This is a genomic window from Janthinobacterium woesei, from assembly GCF_051380875.1.
Lineage (GTDB): Bacteria > Pseudomonadota > Gammaproteobacteria > Burkholderiales > Burkholderiaceae_D > Janthinobacterium.
The window spans coordinates 82733-101065 of the sequence record NZ_JBNYXW010000005.1 but is presented as its reverse complement, the minus strand read 5'-3'; the positions used below and the strand labels follow the sequence as shown (position 1 = coordinate 101065).

Below are 18333 nucleotides of genomic sequence, written 5' to 3'. Positions count from 1 at the left end.
CCAACTCACTATGGCACGGTGAAAAGAGGAGCATTTGAGCCAGATCAAAGCTGGCAAGCGGTGCCCGAGAAAAAGTGGCAGACGAAAAAAAACAGCCGAAGCTGTCTTTCTTGCTGCAGGAAAAGCTGCGAACGCAGTTACTTGGCGGCGGCGGCCTTGACTTCAGCGTCGGCCTTGGCCTTGGCTTCTTCGGTCTTGGTGGCGGCGATGGCTTTATCGGCGTTCGCTTCCACTTTTTCCTTGGCGACCTTGGCATCCGCTTTTACGCTAGTTTTGCCCGCTTTCGCATCGGCCTTGGCATCGGTTTTATCCGCCTTGGCTTCCGCTTTCATTTTATCTTCCGCATCGGCGTGTACCACTTTGTCGTGGGCCTTGGCCTTGGTTTTGTTGGCCTTGTGCTGGGCGTCAGCTTTCTTGTCGCCGGCTTTCATTTCTGCCTTGGAGACATTAGCGTCAGCCTTGGCATCTACCTTGGCTTCCGAAGCGGCAGCCTTGTTGACGTCTTTTTGTGCGGAAGCCTGGGCTTTCACGACAGCTTCGGTGGCTGGCGCCGTTTGAGCGATAGCAGCGGTGGCAAACAGGGTAGCGATCAGGGTGGCGAGTAATTTGTTCATGGATGACCTTTCAATATAGATTCGATTTATTTTTACTAAAGGCGGGCAAAATGTTTCAAATTTGCCAGGCATCGCGCTGTTTTTTTACAGCAACTCGACGGCATGACTTCATAGTAAAGGCAAAGCTGAAACCAGACTGTGCGGTATCGCACTCAATGGGCACTCAATGGGCACTCAATGGGCACTCAATGGAAAATATGTGCCATTCGGCAAATTTCCCAATGAGCTTGAAACTACCAGCTCATCATCAAAAATTGACGGCCCGCGCCGCGTGGCGGGCAGCCACCCACTCCTCGTTCGCCGGCTCCACACCCACCATGATGCGGCTGTCGGCGCTGGAAATACGGCTGGCGTTGCGCGCATTGGCTTCGCTGTCGAGCACGGGACCGATAAAACCCAGCTCCGCACAGATGCGCTGGCGCAGCTCCGCGTTGTGCTCGCCGATACCGGCAGTAAACACCAGCATGTCCAATCCACCCAGCACGGCCGTCAGGGCGCCAATTTCGCGCACGATGCGGCGGATGTACAAGGCCAGCGCGGCACGGATACGGTCACCCGTTGCATCCTGCCGGTCCTGCTGCGCCAGCAATACCGGCGGGTCGGCCGACACGCCGGACACACCCAGCAAACCCGATTCGTGGTACAGCACATGCGCCACCTTTTCCAGCGACAGTTTCTCGATTTCCATCAGATAGATGACGGCGCCCGGATCGAGCGAGCCACAGCGCGTGCCCATCATCAACCCATCGAGCGCGGAAAAGCCCATGGTGGTGGCCACGCTATGCAAGCCATCCATGGCGCACAAGCTGGCGCCACTACCCAGATGCGCCACGATGACCTTGCCGCGCGCGACGGCCCCGAAGCGCTGCTCCAGCACCAGCGACTGGTATTCATACGACAGGCCATGAAAGCCATAGCGGCGCAAGCCCCGCTCCCACGCATCGTAAGGCAGGGCCAGCATCTGCTCGACCTGCGGCACCGTATGGTGGAAGGCCGTGTCGAAGCACGCCACCTGGGCGATATCGGGACGCGATTCCAGCAGCACCTCAATCGCCTCCAATGCGAACGGCTGGTGCAGCGGCGCCAGCGGGATAAAACTTTTCAGGTCCGCCAACACCTTGAAATCGATGCGCACGGGCGCAAAATACTTGCTGCCGCCATGCACCACGCGGTGCGCCACGGCGCGCAGCGAACGCCCGGCTAGGCGCTCGACGACTTTTTCGCGGATGTACGCCAGCGCCGCATGATGCGCTTGCTGCGGGTCGAGCTGCAAGGGTTCGGCAGGCAGGCCGCCGGTGCGGTAACTGGCACTCTCCCTGCCGATGCCTTCGACCTTGCCACTCCATTCTGCCTGCTGCGGCAGCACGCCGCCCGTTTGCTCGAACAGGGCGAACTTGATGCTCGACGAGCCGCAATTGAGCACCAGGATCAGGCTGCCATCGGCTTGCTCGATGGGCGCGTTCATGGTGGCGTGCTCCGGTAATGATTGGCCAGCATCACGGCCAGCGCGCACGAGGCGATGCGGCTGGCGCGCGAGTCGGCACGGCTGGTCAGGATGACGGGGATCTTCGCGCCCAGCACGATGCCGGCGCTGTCCGCGTCGCCCATGTATTCGAGCTGCTTGGCCAGCATGTTGCCACTCTCCAGATCGGGCACCAGCAGGATGTCGGCGCGGCCCGCCACCTCGGAAACGATGCCCTTGACGGTGGCGGCAGCGATCGAGACGGCGTTATCGAACGCCAGCGGACCGTCGAGGATGGCTCCGGTGATTTGTCCACGGTCGGCCATCTTGCACAGGGCGGCCGCGTCCAGGGTAGCTGGCATGCTGGGATTGACCGTCTCCACGGCGGCGAGAATCGCCACGCGCGGTTTGGCCACGCCGATCACGTGTGCCAGGTCTATCGCATTGCGCACGATGTCGGCCTTCATTTCCAGGGTAGGCGCGATATTGATGGCGGCGTCGGTGATGATGAAGGGGCGCGGATAAGCTGGCGTCTGCATCAGGAAGCAGTGGCTGATGCGGCGCTTGGTGCGCAAGCCGGCGCTGGCGGACAGCACGGCCGACATCAATTCATCCGTGTGCAGGCTGCCCTTCATCAGCGCTTCCACTTCGCCCTTGCCCGCCAGTTCGGCGCCGCGCGCGGCAGCAGCATGGCTATGCTCGACGTCTTCGATGGCAATGCCGTCCAAACTCAAGCCTGCCTCTGCCGCCACCGCTTCCAAACGTGCGCGCGGCGCCACCAGCACGGGGATGATCAGGCCGGCCGCGTACGCGTCGAGCGCACCCGATAGACTCAGCGCATCGCAGGGATGAATCACCGCCACCTTGATGGGACCCAGGATGCGCGCGTGCTCCAGCAGGCGCCGCGTGCCGTCACCATTATGCAGGCGTACTTCAGGCAAGGTGGCGCGCGCGCGTTCGATCTGCTCGGCCGGCGCGATCACCTGTGCATCGCCATCGAGTACCACCACACCATGCTGGTTGACGCAGCGGCATGCCAGCGTCACCTGGCGGTTGCCCGGTTCAAGCGCCGTGACGGTGACGCTGATGGCCAGCGTGTCGCCCACGCGCACGGGCTGCAGAAAACGCAGGGTCTGACCCGTGTAGACGGTGCCGGCACCGGGCAAGCGCGTACCCAGCACAGCGGAAATGAGCGCCGCGCCCCACATGCCATGCGCGATCACGCCCTGGTAGCGGCTGGAAGCGGCAAACTCGGCATCGAGATGCTGCGGGTTGTCGTCGCCCGACATCACGGCGAACAGGGCGATATCGTCCATGCTCAGAGTACGCGTGATGCTGGCGCTGTCGCCGATAGCGATCTGGTCGAAGGTGCGGTTACGCACGATATTCAAGTCATCGTCTTGGGTAGTGGTCATCTTGGCCTTCTAGGCTGGGGTAATGCTCTTGGCAGGTTTGGCTTTGGGCTGCGTCACGGGAACACTTGCCGATTCTCGCACGGCAGGCTTGTCTTTGGCGCTCGCGGCGCGCTCGAACACGTCGAGCATCTGCTGCAGGCTCGCATCCTCGTCCGGCGCAGGTTCTTCCGGCACCAGCAGCACCTGCTGCAGCCACTCGGCCAGCGCGCGGATGGCGTCCGGCTCGGCATTGGCCAGCAAGTCCGGCAAGGCGGCCATGGCACCATCGAAGTCGTGCAGCATCAGGCGCGCCTGCTGGCGCACGATGCAGCGGAATTGTTCCATTCCGAAGCCTTGCGTGTACTGCGGCTTGACCAGCTTCAAGGCCAGGTTGACGCGGCGTTCATCGGCGATCATGCGGAAGCGGTAAATGTAGAACAGCGCGCGCACGGCCGCTTCCACCAGGCCGCCATGGCGCACATCGTCGTCCATGTGCTGCGTTTCGCAACGCACGTATTCGCAATGCTCGGGCGAAATGCCCGGATGGGGGCGCGGCGGCGTGGCGTCGCTGGCGGCTTGCCCCGTCAGTGCCTGCACCAGGGGCGAGCCGTAGATCAGATCAAACGTCGTTTCATACAACGTGTCGCGCCATTCGCGCCAGCTGTCGAGACTGGCGGTGATGGTGTCGGAGACGGCTTCCTGCATTTTCAAGAGTGGATTATCGGATGACACGGGCTGGCGGTGCTGGCGGATTTTCTCAGCCTCCAGCGCCACCACGGGCGCCAGCAGGTTGCGGTCCGACCACAGCTCGTATGACACGCGCAGCGGGTGCGTGGCCTGCAGGAAGCGCGCCGTCAGCGGCGTGACCATGGCGCGTACCCACGGCTGCACGAAGCTGCGGTACATGGCCAGGTTCACCTCGGAGACGCGTGCGGCGGTGGCGAACTTGCGGTCGTTGGCCACGTCTGGCTGCACGATGGCGCGCACGTCCTCGATGCTGCGGCGCTGGATCGACAGCACGTAATCGCCGCTGGCCAGGTCGGCATTCGGCGTATCGGGCGTCTTGTCGACGATCAGGGCCTGATAAATCCCCGCCGGCAGCAAGTTGATCAAGTCGATATTGCTGGCGAACTTCTGGTGCTCCTTGCGGCCCACCTTGGAAGAGACAAAAATACCCAGGTGGCCGATGCTGTCATGCACGGCGTAGACGATAGTCTGGTCGTGCAGCAGCACATCCTTGTCGTCGCGGTACAGGTCCGTGATCCAGCCCAGCGCCTGCGGCGGCGGCGTGATGTTGTCGCCGTTCGAGCAGAATACGACGATGGGCGAACGGATATTGCGCAAGTCCAGGCGCACGCCATCGGAGGTAATCAGTTCGGCCGTGGCCAGGCGGTTGCCGATGAACAGATTGTCGACGATGTACTGCATCTCGACATCGTTCAGGAAGACATGTCCGCCCCAGTACTTTTCAAAACCCAGGTAGCGCGGCGCTTCCGTGTCGATGTTTGCGTACAGATTGTACTGCTTGCTCCACAGCGTGTTGGCGGGATTGAGATTCTCGAAATTTTGCACCAGGCTGGCGCCATCGAAGCGGCCGTTACCCAGGTCGCCGGCCAGCGCCGTAACCCAGCTGCCGCCCATCAGGCCGCCCGCATAGCGCATCGGGTTGCGGCCATGCCAGCCCGCCCAGTACGACACGGGTGCGCCGGCCACGATGATGGGGCCGAACAATTCCGGGCGCATAGCCGCCGTCATGAGGATTTGCCAGCCCGCCTGGCAATTGCCGATGACGACGGGCTTGCCGTCGCTGTGCGGATGCAGGGCGATGACCTTTTCGAGAAAAATCGCCTCCGCATGCATCACGTCTTCCACCGTCTGTCCTGGCACGGGATCGGGCAGGAAGCCGATGAAATAGCAGGGATGGCCGGCGCGCAGGGCCACGCCGATCTCGCTTTCCGCCTTGAAGCCGCCGATGCCAGGGCCATGACCGGCGCGCGGGTCGACGACGACGAAAGGGCGCTTCGTCGGATCAGGCTCGGGCGCGTCTGGCGTCAGGATGCGCGCCAGCCCATAGTTGACGGGACGCGCCAGCGCCAGGCCCGACATCACCAGCTCGGCGGGAAAATCGAGCACGTTCGGCACTTCCTCGGCCAGGTGTTCCTGATACTGATTGCCGCGGCGGCGCATCACGTCCGCATACAGCACGATGCGTTGCCACGAGTCGAGCGCGTAGTCGCTCAACATGCCCAGTGCCGGCAGGCCGCCGACGGAGAAAAATTGCGCTGATTCGGTTGTCATGGTTATCCTTTTCATGCAGTGCGCGCCGGAACATTCCGGCGCCGGGCCTACGCCATCTGGCTGATGGTCTTGCGAAAACGCGCCAGTGCGAAGGCAAACAAGGCCGTGCCGATCGCCAGCAAGGCCAGGAAAGGCTTCCACACCACGTCGATGCCAGCACCCCGATACAGGATCGCCTGGCTCAATTCGACGAAATGCGTGGTGGGAGCGATCAGCATGATGTTCTGCACCAGCTCGGGCATGCTTTCACGCGGCGTGCTGCCGCCAGAAAGCATCTGCAGTGGCAGCAGCACCAGAATCAGCAGCATGCCGAACTGCGGCATGCTGCGCGCCACGGTGGCCAGGAAAATCCCCATCGAGGTGGTGGCAAACAGGTGCAGTGCCGCGCCGCACAGGAACAGCGCGATCGAGCCTTCGATGGGCACATGCAGCATGCCGCGCACCACCAGGTTCAGCGACAGGGCGGCGGCCAGCAGCACCACCAGTCCCATCGACCAGACCTTGCCCAGCATGATCTCGGCCGGCGTCACCGGCATCACCAGCAGATGCTCGATGGTGCCGTGTTCGCGCTCGCGTATCAAGGCCGCGCCCGTCAGGATGATCGACAGCATCGTCACCTGATTGATGATTTCCATCAGCGAGCCAAACCAGGCCTGGCTCAGCGAAGGATTGAAGCGCGCCCGCATCACCAGCTCCACCGGCGAGACCGTCACTCCCCGATAGCGCTTGGCGAACTCCGCCACCTCGCCGGCGACGATCTGCTGGATGTAGCCGCTGCCGCTGAAGGCCTGGCTCATGCGCGTGGCGTCCACGTTCAGCTGCACTTCCGCCTGGCGCCCGCCCAGCACGTCGGCCTGCAGCTTGGGTGGAATGGTCAGCACGAAGGTGTACTGGCCCGCATCGAGGCCCACATCGACCTGGCTCTGGTTGATCATGGCCGGCGGCGTGAACTGGGGCGGAAAGAAGGCCGAGGCGATGCGCCCCGACAGCGGCGAGCCATCTTCGTCGACGATGGCGATCGAGGCCATGTGCAGCGTTTCCGGCTTGGCCGTGGCGGCCACGTAAATCGCCAGCGTGAAGGTATACAAAATCAGGAGCAGCATCATCGGATCACGGATCAGGCTCCAGATTTCCTTCACGCCCAGACGGTAGATATTTTCAAGGTGGCGCATATCAGCTCTCCTGCTTCTTCAGCAGCGCAACCGTCACGCCCAGGATCACGGGAATGGCCACGATCAATGGCCAGAACGAGGCATGCAGATCGGCAAAGCCCAGCGCCTTGTTGAACACCCCCCGGCTGATATTAAGCATGTGCGTGGCCGGGTACATCAGGCCGATCGCCTTGCCCATGCCTTCCATCGACGAGACGGGGTTGAGCAGGCCGGAAAACTGGATGGCCGGGATCATGGTGCCGATCATGGTCACGAACAGGGCCGCGATCTGGCTGCGCGTGAAGGTCGAGGCGAACAGGCCGATGCCGGTGGCGCAGATATTGAAGATGAAGGTGGCCGCTATCAGCGTCGGCAGGCTGCCCTTGATCGGCACGCCGAACGCCGTCACCGCCAGCAGTGTCATGAGCACGAAGTTGAACATGGCCAGCACCACGTACGGCACCTGCTTGCCGAGCAGGAACTCCAGGCGTGTCACAGGCGTCACGTACAGGTTGATGATGGAGCCGAGTTCCTTTTCGCGCACCACGGACAAGGCCGCCAGCATGGCCGGCAGCATCAGCAGCAGCAGGGGAATCACGGCCGGCACCATGGCGGGCAGGCTTTTCACGTCCGGGTTGTAGCGAAAGCGCGTCTCGATGGAGAGCGGGTTGCTGGCCTTGATGCCATAGCGGTGCAAGGCCTGGTCGGCCAGCCACAGCTGGTGCATGCCCTGCACGTAGCCCTGCACGGTTTCGGCGCGCATCGGCATGGCCCCATCGATCCAGGCCCCCACCTGCGCCTGCGCGCCGCGCTGCACGTCGCGCGCAAAGCCCGGTGGTATCTCGATCGCCAGCGACAGTTCTCCGCTGCGCATGCGCTTGTCGATATCGGCGTAATCGCGCAGCGGCGGCTTCTCGATGAAGTAGCGCGAGCCGGCCAGGTTGTTGGCATAGTTGTGGCTCAGGGTCGTCTGGTCGTGGTCAAGCACCGCATAACTGAGGTCTTCCACGTCCAGGCTGATGCCGAAACCGATCACGAACAGCAGCAGCACCGAGCCGCCCAGCGCCAGGGTCAGGCGCACGGGATCGCGGCGCAATTCCAGCGTTTCGCGCCACATGTAGCTGAGCATGCGGCCCAGGCTGAAGCGGCTGCGACGGTGTTCCTGCGCAGGTGTGGCGCATGGCGCCGCGGCGGCTTGCGGCGCTTGCGCAATCTGCGCCTCGGGCGACGTGGCGCCGCCCGCCTCCTCCAGGTAGGAAATGAAGGCCTCTTCCAGCGTGGCGCTGCCGCGCTTTTTCACCAGTTCGGCCGGCGCATCGCTGACCAGCACGCGGCCAGCGTGCATCAGCGAGATGCGGTCGCAGCGCTCGGCCTCGTTCATGAAGTGGGTGGAGATGAAAATGGTGACATGGTCGCGCCGCGCCAGTTCGATCATCAAGCGCCAGAAATTGTCGCGCGCGATCGGGTCGACGCCGGAAGTCGGCTCGTCGAGGATCAGCATTTCCGGCTTGTGCACCATGGCCACGGCCAGCGACAGGCGCTGGCGTATGCCCAGCGGCAGGCTGTCGGGCAAGCCGTCCAGCACCTCGATCAGGTCGAAGCGGTGCGCCATTTCGTCGACGCGGGCCGGTATCGCGGTTTCCGGCACGTGGAACAGGCGCGCATGCAGCACCAGGTTCTGGCGCACCGTCAGTTCGCTGTACAAAGAGAAAGCCTGCGACATGTAGCCGACCCGCCGGCGCGTGTCGATATCGTTGGAATCGACCTCCTTGCCGAACAACCAGGCCTTGCCTTCCGTGGCCGGCAGCAGGCCCGTGAGCATCTTCATGGTGGTCGACTTGCCGCAGCCGTTGGATCCCAGGAAGCCGAATATTTCGCCGCGGCCGATGCGGAAGTTCACATGGTCGACGGCCGTGAAGTCGCCGAAGCGCATGGTCAGGTCTTTCGCCTCAATGGCGATATCGAGCGCGCTGGCCGCGTCCAGCGGCGCGATCACCACGGGCTGGTGGCCGGCGCGCTTGGCTTCCGGCAGCAGCTTGATGAACGCCGCCTCAAGGTTGCTGCTCTGCGTGCGCGCCAGCAGTTCAGCCGGCGTGCCCGTGCCCCGCACTTTGCCGTCATCCATGGCGACCAGCCAATCGAAGCGCTGCGCCTCGTCCATGTAGGCGGTGGCGACCATCACGCTCATCTGCGGGCGCTGCACGCGGATGCCGGCGATCAAGTCCCAGAACTGGGCCCGCGCCAGCGGATCGACGCCGGTAGTCGGTTCATCGAGTATCAGCAAATCGGGATCGTGGATCAGGGCGCAGCACAAGCCCAGTTTCTGCTTCATGCCGCCCGACAGCTTGCCCGCCGGGCGCGCCAGGAACGGGTGCAATCCCGTGCTCAGGGTCAGCTGATCGATGCGACGCCGGCGCTCGGCCGCATTGTGGCCAAACAGGCGCGCGAAAAACTGCAGGTTTTCCTCGACCGAGAGGGTCGGATACAAGTTCTTGCCCAGGCCTTGCGGCATGTAGGCGATGCGCGGACAGACATCATCGCGGTGGCGCGCATCGCGCATGTCGCCACCGAGGGCCATGACGCTTCCCTGCTGCACGGCGCGCGCGCCGGCCACCAGCGACAGCAGGCTCGATTTGCCCACGCCATCGGGGCCGATCAAGCCCACCATGCGGCCGGCCGGCACGTCCAGGTCGATGGCGTCGAGCGCCACGGTCTTGCCGTAATGCTGGCTGACGCCCTTGATGCTGACGACGAAGGAGGTGGCCGGAAGATTCACTGCGCGACCCTGGCCGTCAGTTCAGCGGGCCATGCCTCCTTCGCATCGAGGCGCACCCAGGCCACGCCGGGCAAGCCCACCTTGACCAGGGCCAGATGCTTTTGCAGCAGGTCGCGGCTGATCTGCGCCTTCACGCGAAACATCAGCTTCTGCCGCTCGCTGGCCGTCTCTACCGTCTTCGGCGTGAATTGCGCGCTGGCGGCGACAAAGGAAATCGTCGCCGGAATCACGTAATTGGGCGCCGCATCGAGAATCAGACGCACTTCGCCGCCCAGGGCCACCTTGCCGGCCGCCGTCTCTGGCAGGAAGAAAGTCATGTAGACGTCCGACAGGTCGACCAGGTTGAGCACCTTGCCGCCCGCGCCCAGCACTTCGCCCTGCTGCGCCACCAGGTATTGCACGCGGCCACCGCGCGGCGCCGTCAGCTGGCCATCGGCCAGGTCGGAATCGATGCGCGCCGTGGTGGCCTCGGCGGCCACCACGGCCGAACGGGAACCGACCACCTGCGCCTTGGCCGCGTCGATGGCCGCCTGCGCCGCCGTGACCTGGGCCTTGGCCGCATTCAGGGCCGCCGCCACGCTGCGCACGCGGGCGCGGTCGTCGTCAAGTTCCTGCACCGAGGAAGCGCCCTCTTTCGACAGCGTTTCGGAGCGGGCCAGGCGGCGCTTGGCCGCATCGAGTTCGCTTTCGCGCTGCGCCACCATGGCCTGCGCGGCCGCCTTGTCGCTTTCGCGCACGGCCACCTGCGCCTGCGCGCCCACCACCGCATCGGCGGCCTGCTGCTGGCGCGCGCGCGCCTCGTCGCGCTGGGCGGACAGGGAATCGACCTGCATGGTCGCCAGTGGCTGGCCAGCCTTGACGAAATCGCCCTCGCGCACGAGGATTTCCTTGACCCGGCCCGCCAGCTTGGTGGCGACATCGATTTCCGTCGCCTCGATGCGGCCATTGCCGCTGACGAAACCTTCACCGGGACCGCTGGGCCGCATTTTTTGCCAGGCCACGTAGCCCAGCACGAGGACGACCACGATCAGCGCGGCGGGAACGAGTTTCTTTTTCAATTCTGGATTCATGGTGTCGGCGATCGCGGTTAATAGGTGAAAGTGGTGGCAGCAGGAGCACCGCCGCCCAAGGCCGCATACAGGCTGACCTGGCTGGCCAGCAGCGCGCGGCGCGTCTGCACCAGTTGCTGTTCGACCGTCAGCAGGTCGCGCTGGGCATCGAGCACCTCCAAGTACGGTGCGGCGCCATTGTCGTAGCGCAGCTTGGCCAGGCGCGCGCGTTCGCTCTGCGCGGCCAGGGTGGTCTTGCCAATGTCGGCCTGCAGCGCCAGCCAGCGCCGGTTCGACAGCGCGTCTGCCACTTCGCGGAAGGCGCCCTGCACGCTCTTTTCGTAATTGGCCACCGCCACGTCGCGGCGCACTTCGGCCAGGTCCATATTGGCGCGGATCCGCCCCGCATCAAAGATGGGCAGCACCAGGCGCGGCGCGAAATTCCAGGCGCCGCTGCCCGAATCGAACAGGCCGCTCAGTTCCGCGCTGGCCGTGCCGTAGGCGGCGGTCAGCGAAATCGTCGGGAAGAAGGCGGCGCGCGCGGCGCCAATATTGGCCTGTGCGGCGCGCAGCTGATGTTCGGCCGCCACCAAGTCGGGTCGTTGCGCCAGCAAGGCCGATGGCAAGCCGGCATGCAGCGGCTGCAGCACGCTGGCGTCGTCGAAACGGCGCGTGTCCGGTGCCAGGTCGACGGGGCCGCCCACCAGCTGCGCCAGCGCATGCGCCTGCACGGCGCGCGCCTGCTCCAGCTGGGCGGACAGGGACAAGGCCTGGCTGAGCAATGTTTCCACCTGCGTCAGGTCCAGCTTGGAAATCGAGCCGACCTCAAAACGGCGTGTAAAAATGCGCAGCGATTCGGCGCGGCTATCGACCGTGGCGCGCGCCAGCAACACCCGTTCATCGAGTTCGCGCAAGCCCAGGTAGCCATTTGCCACCTGGGCCACCAGGGCCACGCCGACGGCGCGGCGCGCCTCGTCGCTGGCAAGCAGAGTTTGCAACGCACTGTCTTTCAGGCTGCGCACGCGGCCCCAGAAATCGAGTTCCCAGGCGCTCACGTTCAAGCCCACTTGGTATTGCGCGCTCGTCATGGCGCGCCCCGTCAGGCTCAAGTCGTCCGGCACGCGCGAACGGCTGCCGGTGGCGCCCAGCGCCACGGTAGGGAATTGGTCGGCACGCTGGAAACCATACGCGGCGCGCGCTTCTTCCACGCGCAGGGCAGCGATGCGGATATCGCGGTTGTTGGCCAGCGCCTGCGTAATCATCGCTTGCAGGCGCGCGTCGGCAAAGTAGGCTTGCCAGGCGATGTCCGGGGCGTGCGCGCCGGCGGCATCCGTTTCCGGATACAGCGCCGCCACGGGCAGCGGCGGTGGCGCATACGGCGGCGCCAGCGAGGCGCAGCCCGCCAGGGACAGGGTGGCGGCCAGCGCAGCTAGCCTGGCGCGGACGGGCAAAGCCGGAACAGGGAGTCTCATCATATTCCAGTCAATTCAGGATGTTGTAGCCGCCATCGACATACAGGGTGCTGCCCGTGATGGCGCGGGCGCCGTCGCCGGCGAGGAAGGCGCACAGTGCGCCCACATCCTCGATGGTGGCCAGGCGGCGCAGGGGCGAGCGTTCGATGGCGTCAGCCATCAGGCGCTCGAAATGGGCAATGCCGGAAGCGGCCCGCGTGTCGAGCGGCCCTGGCGAAATGGCATTGACGCGGATGCCGACAGGGCCCAGTTCCGCCGCCAGGTAGCGCACCGATGCTTCCAGCGCCGCCTTGACGGGGCCCATCAAGCCGTAGTCGGCGATGACTTCCTCGGCCCCCAGATAACTCATGGTCATCAAGCTGCCGCCGTCCGGCATCAGCGGCTCGGCCAGCTTCGCCATGCGCATGAAGGAGTGGCACGAGATATCCATCGCCTGCGCAAAACCCTCGGCCGAACTGTCAGTGACGCGGCCATGCAAGTCCTGCCTGGGCGCATAGGCGATCGAATGGACGACGAAATCAAGCCTGCCCCATTGCTGTTCGATCTGCGCAAACAGCGCTTCGAGCTGGCCCGGCACGGACACGTCGAGCGGCGCCATGATAGCCGCCTGCACTTGCCGCGCCAGCGGCTCCACATGCGGGCGCGCCTTGTCATTGAGCCAGGTCACGGCCAGCTCGGCGCCAGCCGCGCGCAGTGCGCTGGCGCAGCCCCAGGCGATGCTTTGCGCATTGGCGATGCCCACCACCAGCCCCCGTTTGCCCTGCAATGGCAGGGACTGCAGCAAGGGGGCCGTCATGGCTTGGAGGGGCGCAAAGCGGGCCACGGCGTGGCGGCGTTCACGCACTGCACCGCGCCGGCGCAGGTGGCCAGCGTGACGCCGCCGCCCCGCGCATGGGGCAGCACGATGGGCGTGTGGGGATGTAAGGCACTGCATGCGTCAGGCGCGAGGATCTGCATCTTCATGAATCTGGCTTCCGTCACTGAAATTCGAGGCCGGCACCAGACCCATGCGAAGTGGACTGGTACGTGGCAAAAATTACTCTACAGCATTTAGACGCGTGATTTACAAAGAGTCCGATCCGCATTCATAACGCTTTGAGCTAAGTCAACTATAAGTGCGATTGCGGCGATGCAACATTGATGTATATCAAATATTACCTCAATTTTATTTAAATGAAACAAACTGTCCGCAATCGAATCGTGATATCTATTGGATAATTATATTGAGCTGACGAGAATGAAAGTTACTTCCAGAACTAGAATTGGTATTGACCGAAAAAGGTCAGGGAGGGATGGTATTGCAGAGATGGATAGAGCCAGGAAAACGAAAATGGGGGCCATGCTATTGCATCGCAACATGGCACCCCATAGATTACTTGATTGACACTGCGCGTTTATTGCAGGGTTACTGTAACGCGGCCGGACGCGAATACAGATCGATGATGGTGCTGATGCCATCCCGGCATACGGAACAGAAAGTCTCGCTGCGGTCGAACATGATGCATTGCATTTCCGGGCGGTAGTAGCCGGACGATTCGTAGTTCGCGCCCTCGAAGGCGCCCACCGCATGGCGCTGCGGCGCCTTGGAAAACAGCTGCTGCGTGTACGCCAGGTCGGCCTTGAACAAATCGCTCATTTCGCTTTCCGGACGGTTGGCCGCACGCAGGGCCGCGCGCTGTTTCTGGTATTCGCGCGCATGGCTGTCATACGCCTCCTTCGGCCACGGTGTCGGCAGCGGTGTGCCGGCCTTCACATGGTTTTTCCATTTCAGTTTGGCCGGGTCGCGCAGGGCCGTGGCATTCGGCTCCCACGGTTCCTGGCGTTCGCCATTCGACTGGTATGCCACCGGCGAGGTGTAGTACTCGTCGGCCAGGCCGGCGAAATGGTGGCCGAATTCATGCACGAACAGGTAATTGGCCCAGTCGCTGTTGGCTGCGGCCGTGCTGAACTGGCCGAAGATGCCGCCACCGCCATAGGTATCGTTATTGACGAGGATTTCGATGAATTCGTAGGGCGCGTACTGCGCCAGGTCGCGCAAGGCGCGGTTGTCCGTCGTCAATACATAGCGTTCGCTGCCGAAGATATCGTAGCGCGTGCCCAGTGGCGAGGCGTGATGCACGCCCGTCGATGGACGCGACACGCCGGATTCCTGCGTCGGCGCGGCCATGGCCCATACGTTGAAGTCATTGGCACGCTCGCGAAATGGCGAGACGGTAAACAAGTGGTCGGCCAATTTCCGTGCCGTGGCTTCGAACTTGCCCATTTCGGCCGCCGTATAACCATCGCCCATGATCAGGAGATCGACCTTGTCGCTGGACGGACCTTTGACACGGATCGGTATCGGCTTGACGGGCGCCGGCGGCTGTTTGCGGATCACATCCTGCGCCGCCGGGTCGACATCGGCGCTCCACACAACAGAAAACAAGCCGCGCTCATCGCGCTTGAGAATGCGCACGCGCACCGGCTGTTCCGGCTGCGGGAAGCGCACCGATTCCTGGAACGCACGGGTGGTGGTTTTCGCTTCATCGGTGCTGGCCCACTCGCCAAAGATGGTGGAAAAGCCGCGCGAATACAGCACTTTGCCCGATTTGATGTCGACTACTTCGAGCATGTTGTTGCCACGGTTGCTGTCGTCGATGGTGCGCGCCATGTTGCCCGCCCAAGGCAGCGGCTCGACCAGCACGCGCTCGACCGCATAGTGCTCAGCCAGCGCATTGCCGCTGTGCTGGTAATCGAGGCGCATGGTGGCCGGCTGTGCGGAGTTGGCGGCCTGCGCGGCCGGCATGATGCCGGCGGCCAGCGCCAGCGCACACAGAAAGGATCGGATCGGAGTCTGCTGCATGTTATTCCTAAACGGTAGAAAAACAGGAAAAAGAGGAAGTTTTCCAAATAAATTGCGGCATCAAAGGCCGCGCCACGGAAATTGGCTGCGGCACATTGTAGCGACAGGCGGGGCGCTTTGAAAGCGCAGCATGCAGGCGAAGAGGGGACGCCGGCCTGGAGAATCGGCCAGCATCACGGGACGGCAGAGTTACTTGTAGCGATACAAGGGTTGACGCAGCTGGATCGGCCGGATGTCCAGGCGCAGCTTGAGCACCGAATAAGCTTCGGCCTCGGTCGAGCTGTAGCCGACGCTGTTGACGGTCTTGCTGAACCTGAACTCGAAGCCCAGGTCCGGATATGGGTCGCGCGGATTGCCGAAGGCGATGCCGATGGCTTCCTGCTGTGCGTTGTCGATCAGGTTGCCCATCAGGTCCAGCACGGCGTTATTGCCGAGGATATCGTTGGTAAATACGGGCTCGCGCATATCCGGCTGGTTCGGATCGAGCTTGTTGTCGGCCTTGTCCGGCGACGGCGTAAACACGCGCGTGACGAGGTTGAATTTATCGCCCCGGTCCAGGTAGCTGATGGCGGCATTGCTGATATTGAAATTTTTCACGCCACGGTCGCTGATGGCGCCAGACAAGTCGATCAGCAAGGCGCCGCTGTAGCCGATAATTTCCACGTCGCGCATGGCGTCGACCACCATGGCGCTGTTTTCATCGATGCCCAGCCCCAGGTGATAGCCTTTTTTCAGCATCACGGGAATCATGCGCGCAAAGCGCCCGCGCACCAGCAGATGCTGGTCCACAAAAACATCGCTGCCGATAAAGCCCAGGCCGGGTGCAATCTCGCGGCCATCCGTGACCCCCATCTTGAGCATGTCGAGCACCGGCTTGGCATCATAAAACATGGTGGTGCTCATGATGGCGGCGCCGGCGCTGGAACCAGCGATGACGCCGCCGTTGCGGTAGACCGACCAGATGGCTTCAAGCGCGGCCGTGCGGCTGCCGTCCGGGCGCAGCAGCGCCTGCGTGATGCGCCCCTGGTCGCCACCCGCAAAATAAATGCCGCTGGCCGACTTGATCTGCGTCACGATGGCCGGATCTTCGGCGGCCTTGCGGTAATCGCTATTGGGCAGCTTAACGCCCAGCGGCACGAAAAAAGCATCGGCGCCATATTGATTCAATTTGCCGATAATGCTCTGGCCCGATTTTTCAGGATTGATCGAGGCCGACGCCAGTACGGCGATGCGCGCACCCTTGCCGCCAGAAAGGGTAACGATGCGCTGCCAGACTTCGGCATTGTTGGCGCGCAGGCCGCCGCCGATGATGACGAGGGTGCCCTGCGGTGCGCTGCCGATGGCACTGCCGGCGGGCGCTGCTGCAACCGGATAGCTGCAAAACGCCAACGCGAACAGCAGCGCGGCGCGCCATGTGTGATACAGGCTTGTGGATAATTTCATGGTGCCTTTCGAATGCAAGGAAAGTGGCGCGCGCCGATCATGAGTGCCGACGAACAGTTAGGCACCGCTATTGAAGGGCTTGTGGCGCTGCTCGGCATACGACTTAAGTGACTGCATGGTGCGCGGAAGTCCCTCACGAAATGGAATAATAACCCATGCCTTTGCAGGGGGTTAGCCGGCCCCTTGCTCCAACTGCGAATGGCCCATTGAGTCGGGCTTGCCTGGTGTCCGGGTCCCAGAGATGCCACCGGTCGACCTCGCTCAAAATCTGCTCGACGACCATGGGCGGGACTGCGATGCAGACGCGTTTTTCGATATGCATGGGGAAGCACTCCTGAATGAACTTGATGGAGAAGCCGCTGATGGTAGCACCCGATACCTGGCAACTCTCGGCCAGTTCCTCGATGCCCAGCGCCGGCTGCGCAAATGCAGCATCGGGCGACGACAGCGCTGCTGCTGTGGCGATGGTGCTGGCAGGGCTGGTGGGGGACTTCATGACGCTGGCGACCTGTTGTTTTGCATGCAGTGTGAACAATGAATGGCGGAAACTGTTCGCTGGAATCCACTCTACTCATATCAAAAAGAAAACTCAACAGATTTTTGCAAAAGGATTTACATTGATTTACTTAGTGAAAACTATGCTACATAATCGTTCGAAATCCACCAACCTTGCCCCACCGTGGCAACCTAATCATGCAGGTACAACAGCACCCGATCTCCACGCCGCACGCCAGCGCCACCTACCAATTGAGCAGCTTTCATTTTGGAGGAGCCGCTGCCGGCAGCCGTAGCGGCAAGAAAGTCTATATCCAGGCAGCCCTGCATGCGGATGAAGTACCGGGCATGCTGGTGTCGCAATTCCTGCGCCGCGAATTGCTGGCGCTGGAAGCGGCAGGCAAGATCTATGGCGAAATCATCCTGGTGCCGGCCGCCAACCCGATCGGCCTGGCGCAAGCCATCCACGGCGCACCGTTCGGCCGCTTCGACCTGACAACCGGCATCAACTTCAACCGCGCCTACCGCCATGTGGCCGATGAACTGAAAACCACGCTCGATGGAAAATTGGGGCAGGATGCGAAGGCCAACGTAGAGCTGATACGCCAGCAGGCACGCGCTGCCGTTGCCACGTGGCAGCCAGGCACGGATGCGGAAGTGTTGAAAAAAACCTTGCTGGGCATGGCCATCGACGCCGACATCGTGCTCGACCTGCACTGCGACAATGAGGCGTCCCTGCATATCTATACGGGCACGCCGCTGGCGGCGCAGATCGCGCCCCTGTCCGCCCTGCTGGGCGCACGCGCCGTGCTGCTCGAACTGGCGGCCGGCGAAGAGCCGTTCGACGAAGCGTGCAGCCGCCTGTGGTGGGATCTCGAGGCCCACTTTGGCGGCCGCTATCCGATACCCGCCGCCTGCCTGTCGACCACCGTCGAATTGCGCGGCGAGGTGGAAGTGAGCTACGCCCTGGCCGAACGCGATGCGACCGCCCTGTTGCGCTTCCTGGCCATCGAGGGCGTGCTGGACATCGCCGGCGCGGGCGACAATCTTCCTGCGCCACAGTGCGAGGCAACGCCGCTGGCGGGGGTGGAACCGATCCTCGCGCCGCATCACGGCGTGCTGGTGTATCTGCGCGAAATGGGTGACATGCTGGCCGCCGGCGATGCGCTGGCCGACCTGATCGACCCCGTCAGTGGCGAGACGACGACTTTGCGCTGCACGGTCGCCGGTGTATTCTTCGCGCGCAGCGCCCACCGCCACGTCCTGCGCGGCATGAATGTCGGCAAAGTCGCTGGCGCCGTCGCCTTCCGCGGTGGCAGCCTGTTGAGCCAATAGTG

General features: G+C 63.2%; 13 protein-coding genes. 1 reads left to right on the top strand and 12 read right to left on the bottom strand.

Annotated features, from left to right (window positions below; genetic code table 11):
• Positions 1–137: 137 nt before the first annotated feature.
• The 12 genes from ACQ4W6_RS06690 to ACQ4W6_RS06635 form a co-directional block, all read right to left on the bottom strand.
• Positions 138–614: a hypothetical protein gene (locus ACQ4W6_RS06690; protein WP_436566401.1), complete on the bottom strand. Its 477-nt coding sequence runs from the start codon at positions 612–614 to the stop codon at positions 138–140.
• A 247-nt stretch (positions 615–861) separates the two neighbouring features.
• Positions 862–2079, bottom strand: a complete 1218-nt coding sequence (locus ACQ4W6_RS06685; protein WP_436566400.1) for an acetate/propionate family kinase — start codon at positions 2077–2079, stop codon at positions 862–864.
• Positions 2076–3491 carry a bifunctional enoyl-CoA hydratase/phosphate acetyltransferase gene (locus tag ACQ4W6_RS06680; RefSeq protein ID WP_436566399.1) on the bottom strand — a complete coding sequence of 472 codons (1416 nt, stop codon included), beginning with the start codon at positions 3489–3491 and terminating at the stop codon, positions 2076–2078. Before ACQ4W6_RS06680 ends, ACQ4W6_RS06685 begins: the two co-directional genes overlap by 4 nt.
• A gap of 9 nt (positions 3492–3500) precedes the next feature.
• Positions 3501–5768: a DUF3141 domain-containing protein gene (locus ACQ4W6_RS06675; protein ID WP_495542719.1), complete on the bottom strand. Its 2268-nt coding sequence runs from the start codon at positions 5766–5768 to the stop codon at positions 3501–3503.
• Between the two features lie 47 nt (positions 5769–5815).
• Positions 5816–6940 (bottom strand): ABC transporter permease, encoded by a 1125-nt coding sequence (locus ACQ4W6_RS06670; RefSeq protein WP_436566398.1) that lies wholly within the window; start codon positions 6938–6940, stop codon positions 5816–5818.
• Position 6941: 1 nt separating this feature from the next.
• A complete protein-coding gene (gene rbbA, locus ACQ4W6_RS06665) occupies positions 6942–9695 on the bottom strand; it encodes a ribosome-associated ATPase/putative transporter RbbA (protein WP_436566397.1) in 2754 nt (917 codons plus the stop codon).
• Positions 9692–10765: an HlyD family secretion protein gene (locus ACQ4W6_RS06660; protein ID WP_436566396.1), complete on the bottom strand. Its 1074-nt coding sequence runs from the start codon at positions 10763–10765 to the stop codon at positions 9692–9694. Before ACQ4W6_RS06660 ends, rbbA begins: the two co-directional genes overlap by 4 nt.
• Before the next feature lie 17 nt (positions 10766–10782).
• Entirely contained in the window at positions 10783–12216 is a 1434-nt protein-coding gene (locus ACQ4W6_RS06655) for an efflux transporter outer membrane subunit (RefSeq protein ID WP_436566580.1), read from the bottom strand.
• Positions 12217–12226: 10 nt separating this feature from the next.
• Complete coding sequence (gene fabI / locus ACQ4W6_RS06650) at positions 12227–13012, bottom strand: enoyl-ACP reductase FabI (protein ID WP_436566579.1); 786 nt, start codon at positions 13010–13012, stop codon at positions 12227–12229.
• 609 nt (positions 13013–13621) lie between these two features.
• Positions 13622–15058 (bottom strand): IgA Peptidase M64, encoded by a 1437-nt coding sequence (locus tag ACQ4W6_RS06645; RefSeq protein WP_436566395.1) that lies wholly within the window; start codon positions 15056–15058, stop codon positions 13622–13624.
• Positions 15059–15247: 189 nt separating this feature from the next.
• On the bottom strand, positions 15248–16501 hold the full coding sequence (locus tag ACQ4W6_RS06640; protein ID WP_436566394.1) for a cyanophycinase: 1254 nt from the start codon (positions 16499–16501) through the stop codon (positions 15248–15250).
• Between the two features lie 133 nt (positions 16502–16634).
• Complete coding sequence (locus ACQ4W6_RS06635) at positions 16635–16997, bottom strand: SRPBCC family protein (RefSeq protein WP_436566393.1); 363 nt, start codon at positions 16995–16997, stop codon at positions 16635–16637.
• Between the two features lie 197 nt (positions 16998–17194).
• Here ACQ4W6_RS06635 and ACQ4W6_RS06630 point away from each other — a divergent pair, with 197 nt between their 5' ends.
• Positions 17195–18331 carry a succinylglutamate desuccinylase/aspartoacylase family protein gene (locus tag ACQ4W6_RS06630; protein WP_436566392.1) on the top strand — a complete coding sequence of 379 codons (1137 nt, stop codon included), beginning with the start codon at positions 17195–17197 and terminating at the stop codon, positions 18329–18331.
• Positions 18332–18333 lie beyond the last annotated feature (2 nt).

What these genes read in the sequence shown, in the direction of transcription:
- ACQ4W6_RS06670 (WP_436566398.1), bottom strand. Translation starts at nt 6,940, where the DNA reads ATGCGCCACCTTGAAAATATCTACCGTCTGGGCGTGAAGGAAATCTGG.
- ACQ4W6_RS06690 (WP_436566401.1), bottom strand. Translation starts at nt 614, where the DNA reads ATGAACAAATTACTCGCCACCCTGATCGCTACCCTGTTTGCCACCGCT.
- ACQ4W6_RS06680 (WP_436566399.1), bottom strand. Translation starts at nt 3,491, where the DNA reads ATGACCACTACCCAAGACGATGACTTGAATATCGTGCGTAACCGCACC.
- ACQ4W6_RS06675 (WP_495542719.1), bottom strand. Translation starts at nt 5,768, where the DNA reads ATGACAACCGAATCAGCGCAATTTTTCTCCGTCGGCGGCCTGCCGGCA.
- ACQ4W6_RS06645 (WP_436566395.1), bottom strand. Translation starts at nt 15,058, where the DNA reads ATGCAGCAGACTCCGATCCGATCCTTTCTGTGTGCGCTGGCGCTGGCC.
- ACQ4W6_RS06660 (WP_436566396.1), bottom strand. Translation starts at nt 10,765, where the DNA reads ATGAATCCAGAATTGAAAAAGAAACTCGTTCCCGCCGCGCTGATCGTG.
- fabI (WP_436566579.1), bottom strand. Translation starts at nt 13,012, where the DNA reads ATGACGGCCCCCTTGCTGCAGTCCCTGCCATTGCAGGGCAAACGGGGG.
- ACQ4W6_RS06630 (WP_436566392.1), top strand. Translation starts at nt 17,195, where the DNA reads ATGCAGGTACAACAGCACCCGATCTCCACGCCGCACGCCAGCGCCACC.
- ACQ4W6_RS06655 (WP_436566580.1), bottom strand. Translation starts at nt 12,216, where the DNA reads ATGAGACTCCCTGTTCCGGCTTTGCCCGTCCGCGCCAGGCTAGCTGCG.
- ACQ4W6_RS06635 (WP_436566393.1), bottom strand. Translation starts at nt 16,997, where the DNA reads ATGAAGTCCCCCACCAGCCCTGCCAGCACCATCGCCACAGCAGCAGCG.
- ACQ4W6_RS06685 (WP_436566400.1), bottom strand. Translation starts at nt 2,079, where the DNA reads ATGAACGCGCCCATCGAGCAAGCCGATGGCAGCCTGATCCTGGTGCTC.
- ACQ4W6_RS06640 (WP_436566394.1), bottom strand. Translation starts at nt 16,501, where the DNA reads ATGAAATTATCCACAAGCCTGTATCACACATGGCGCGCCGCGCTGCTG.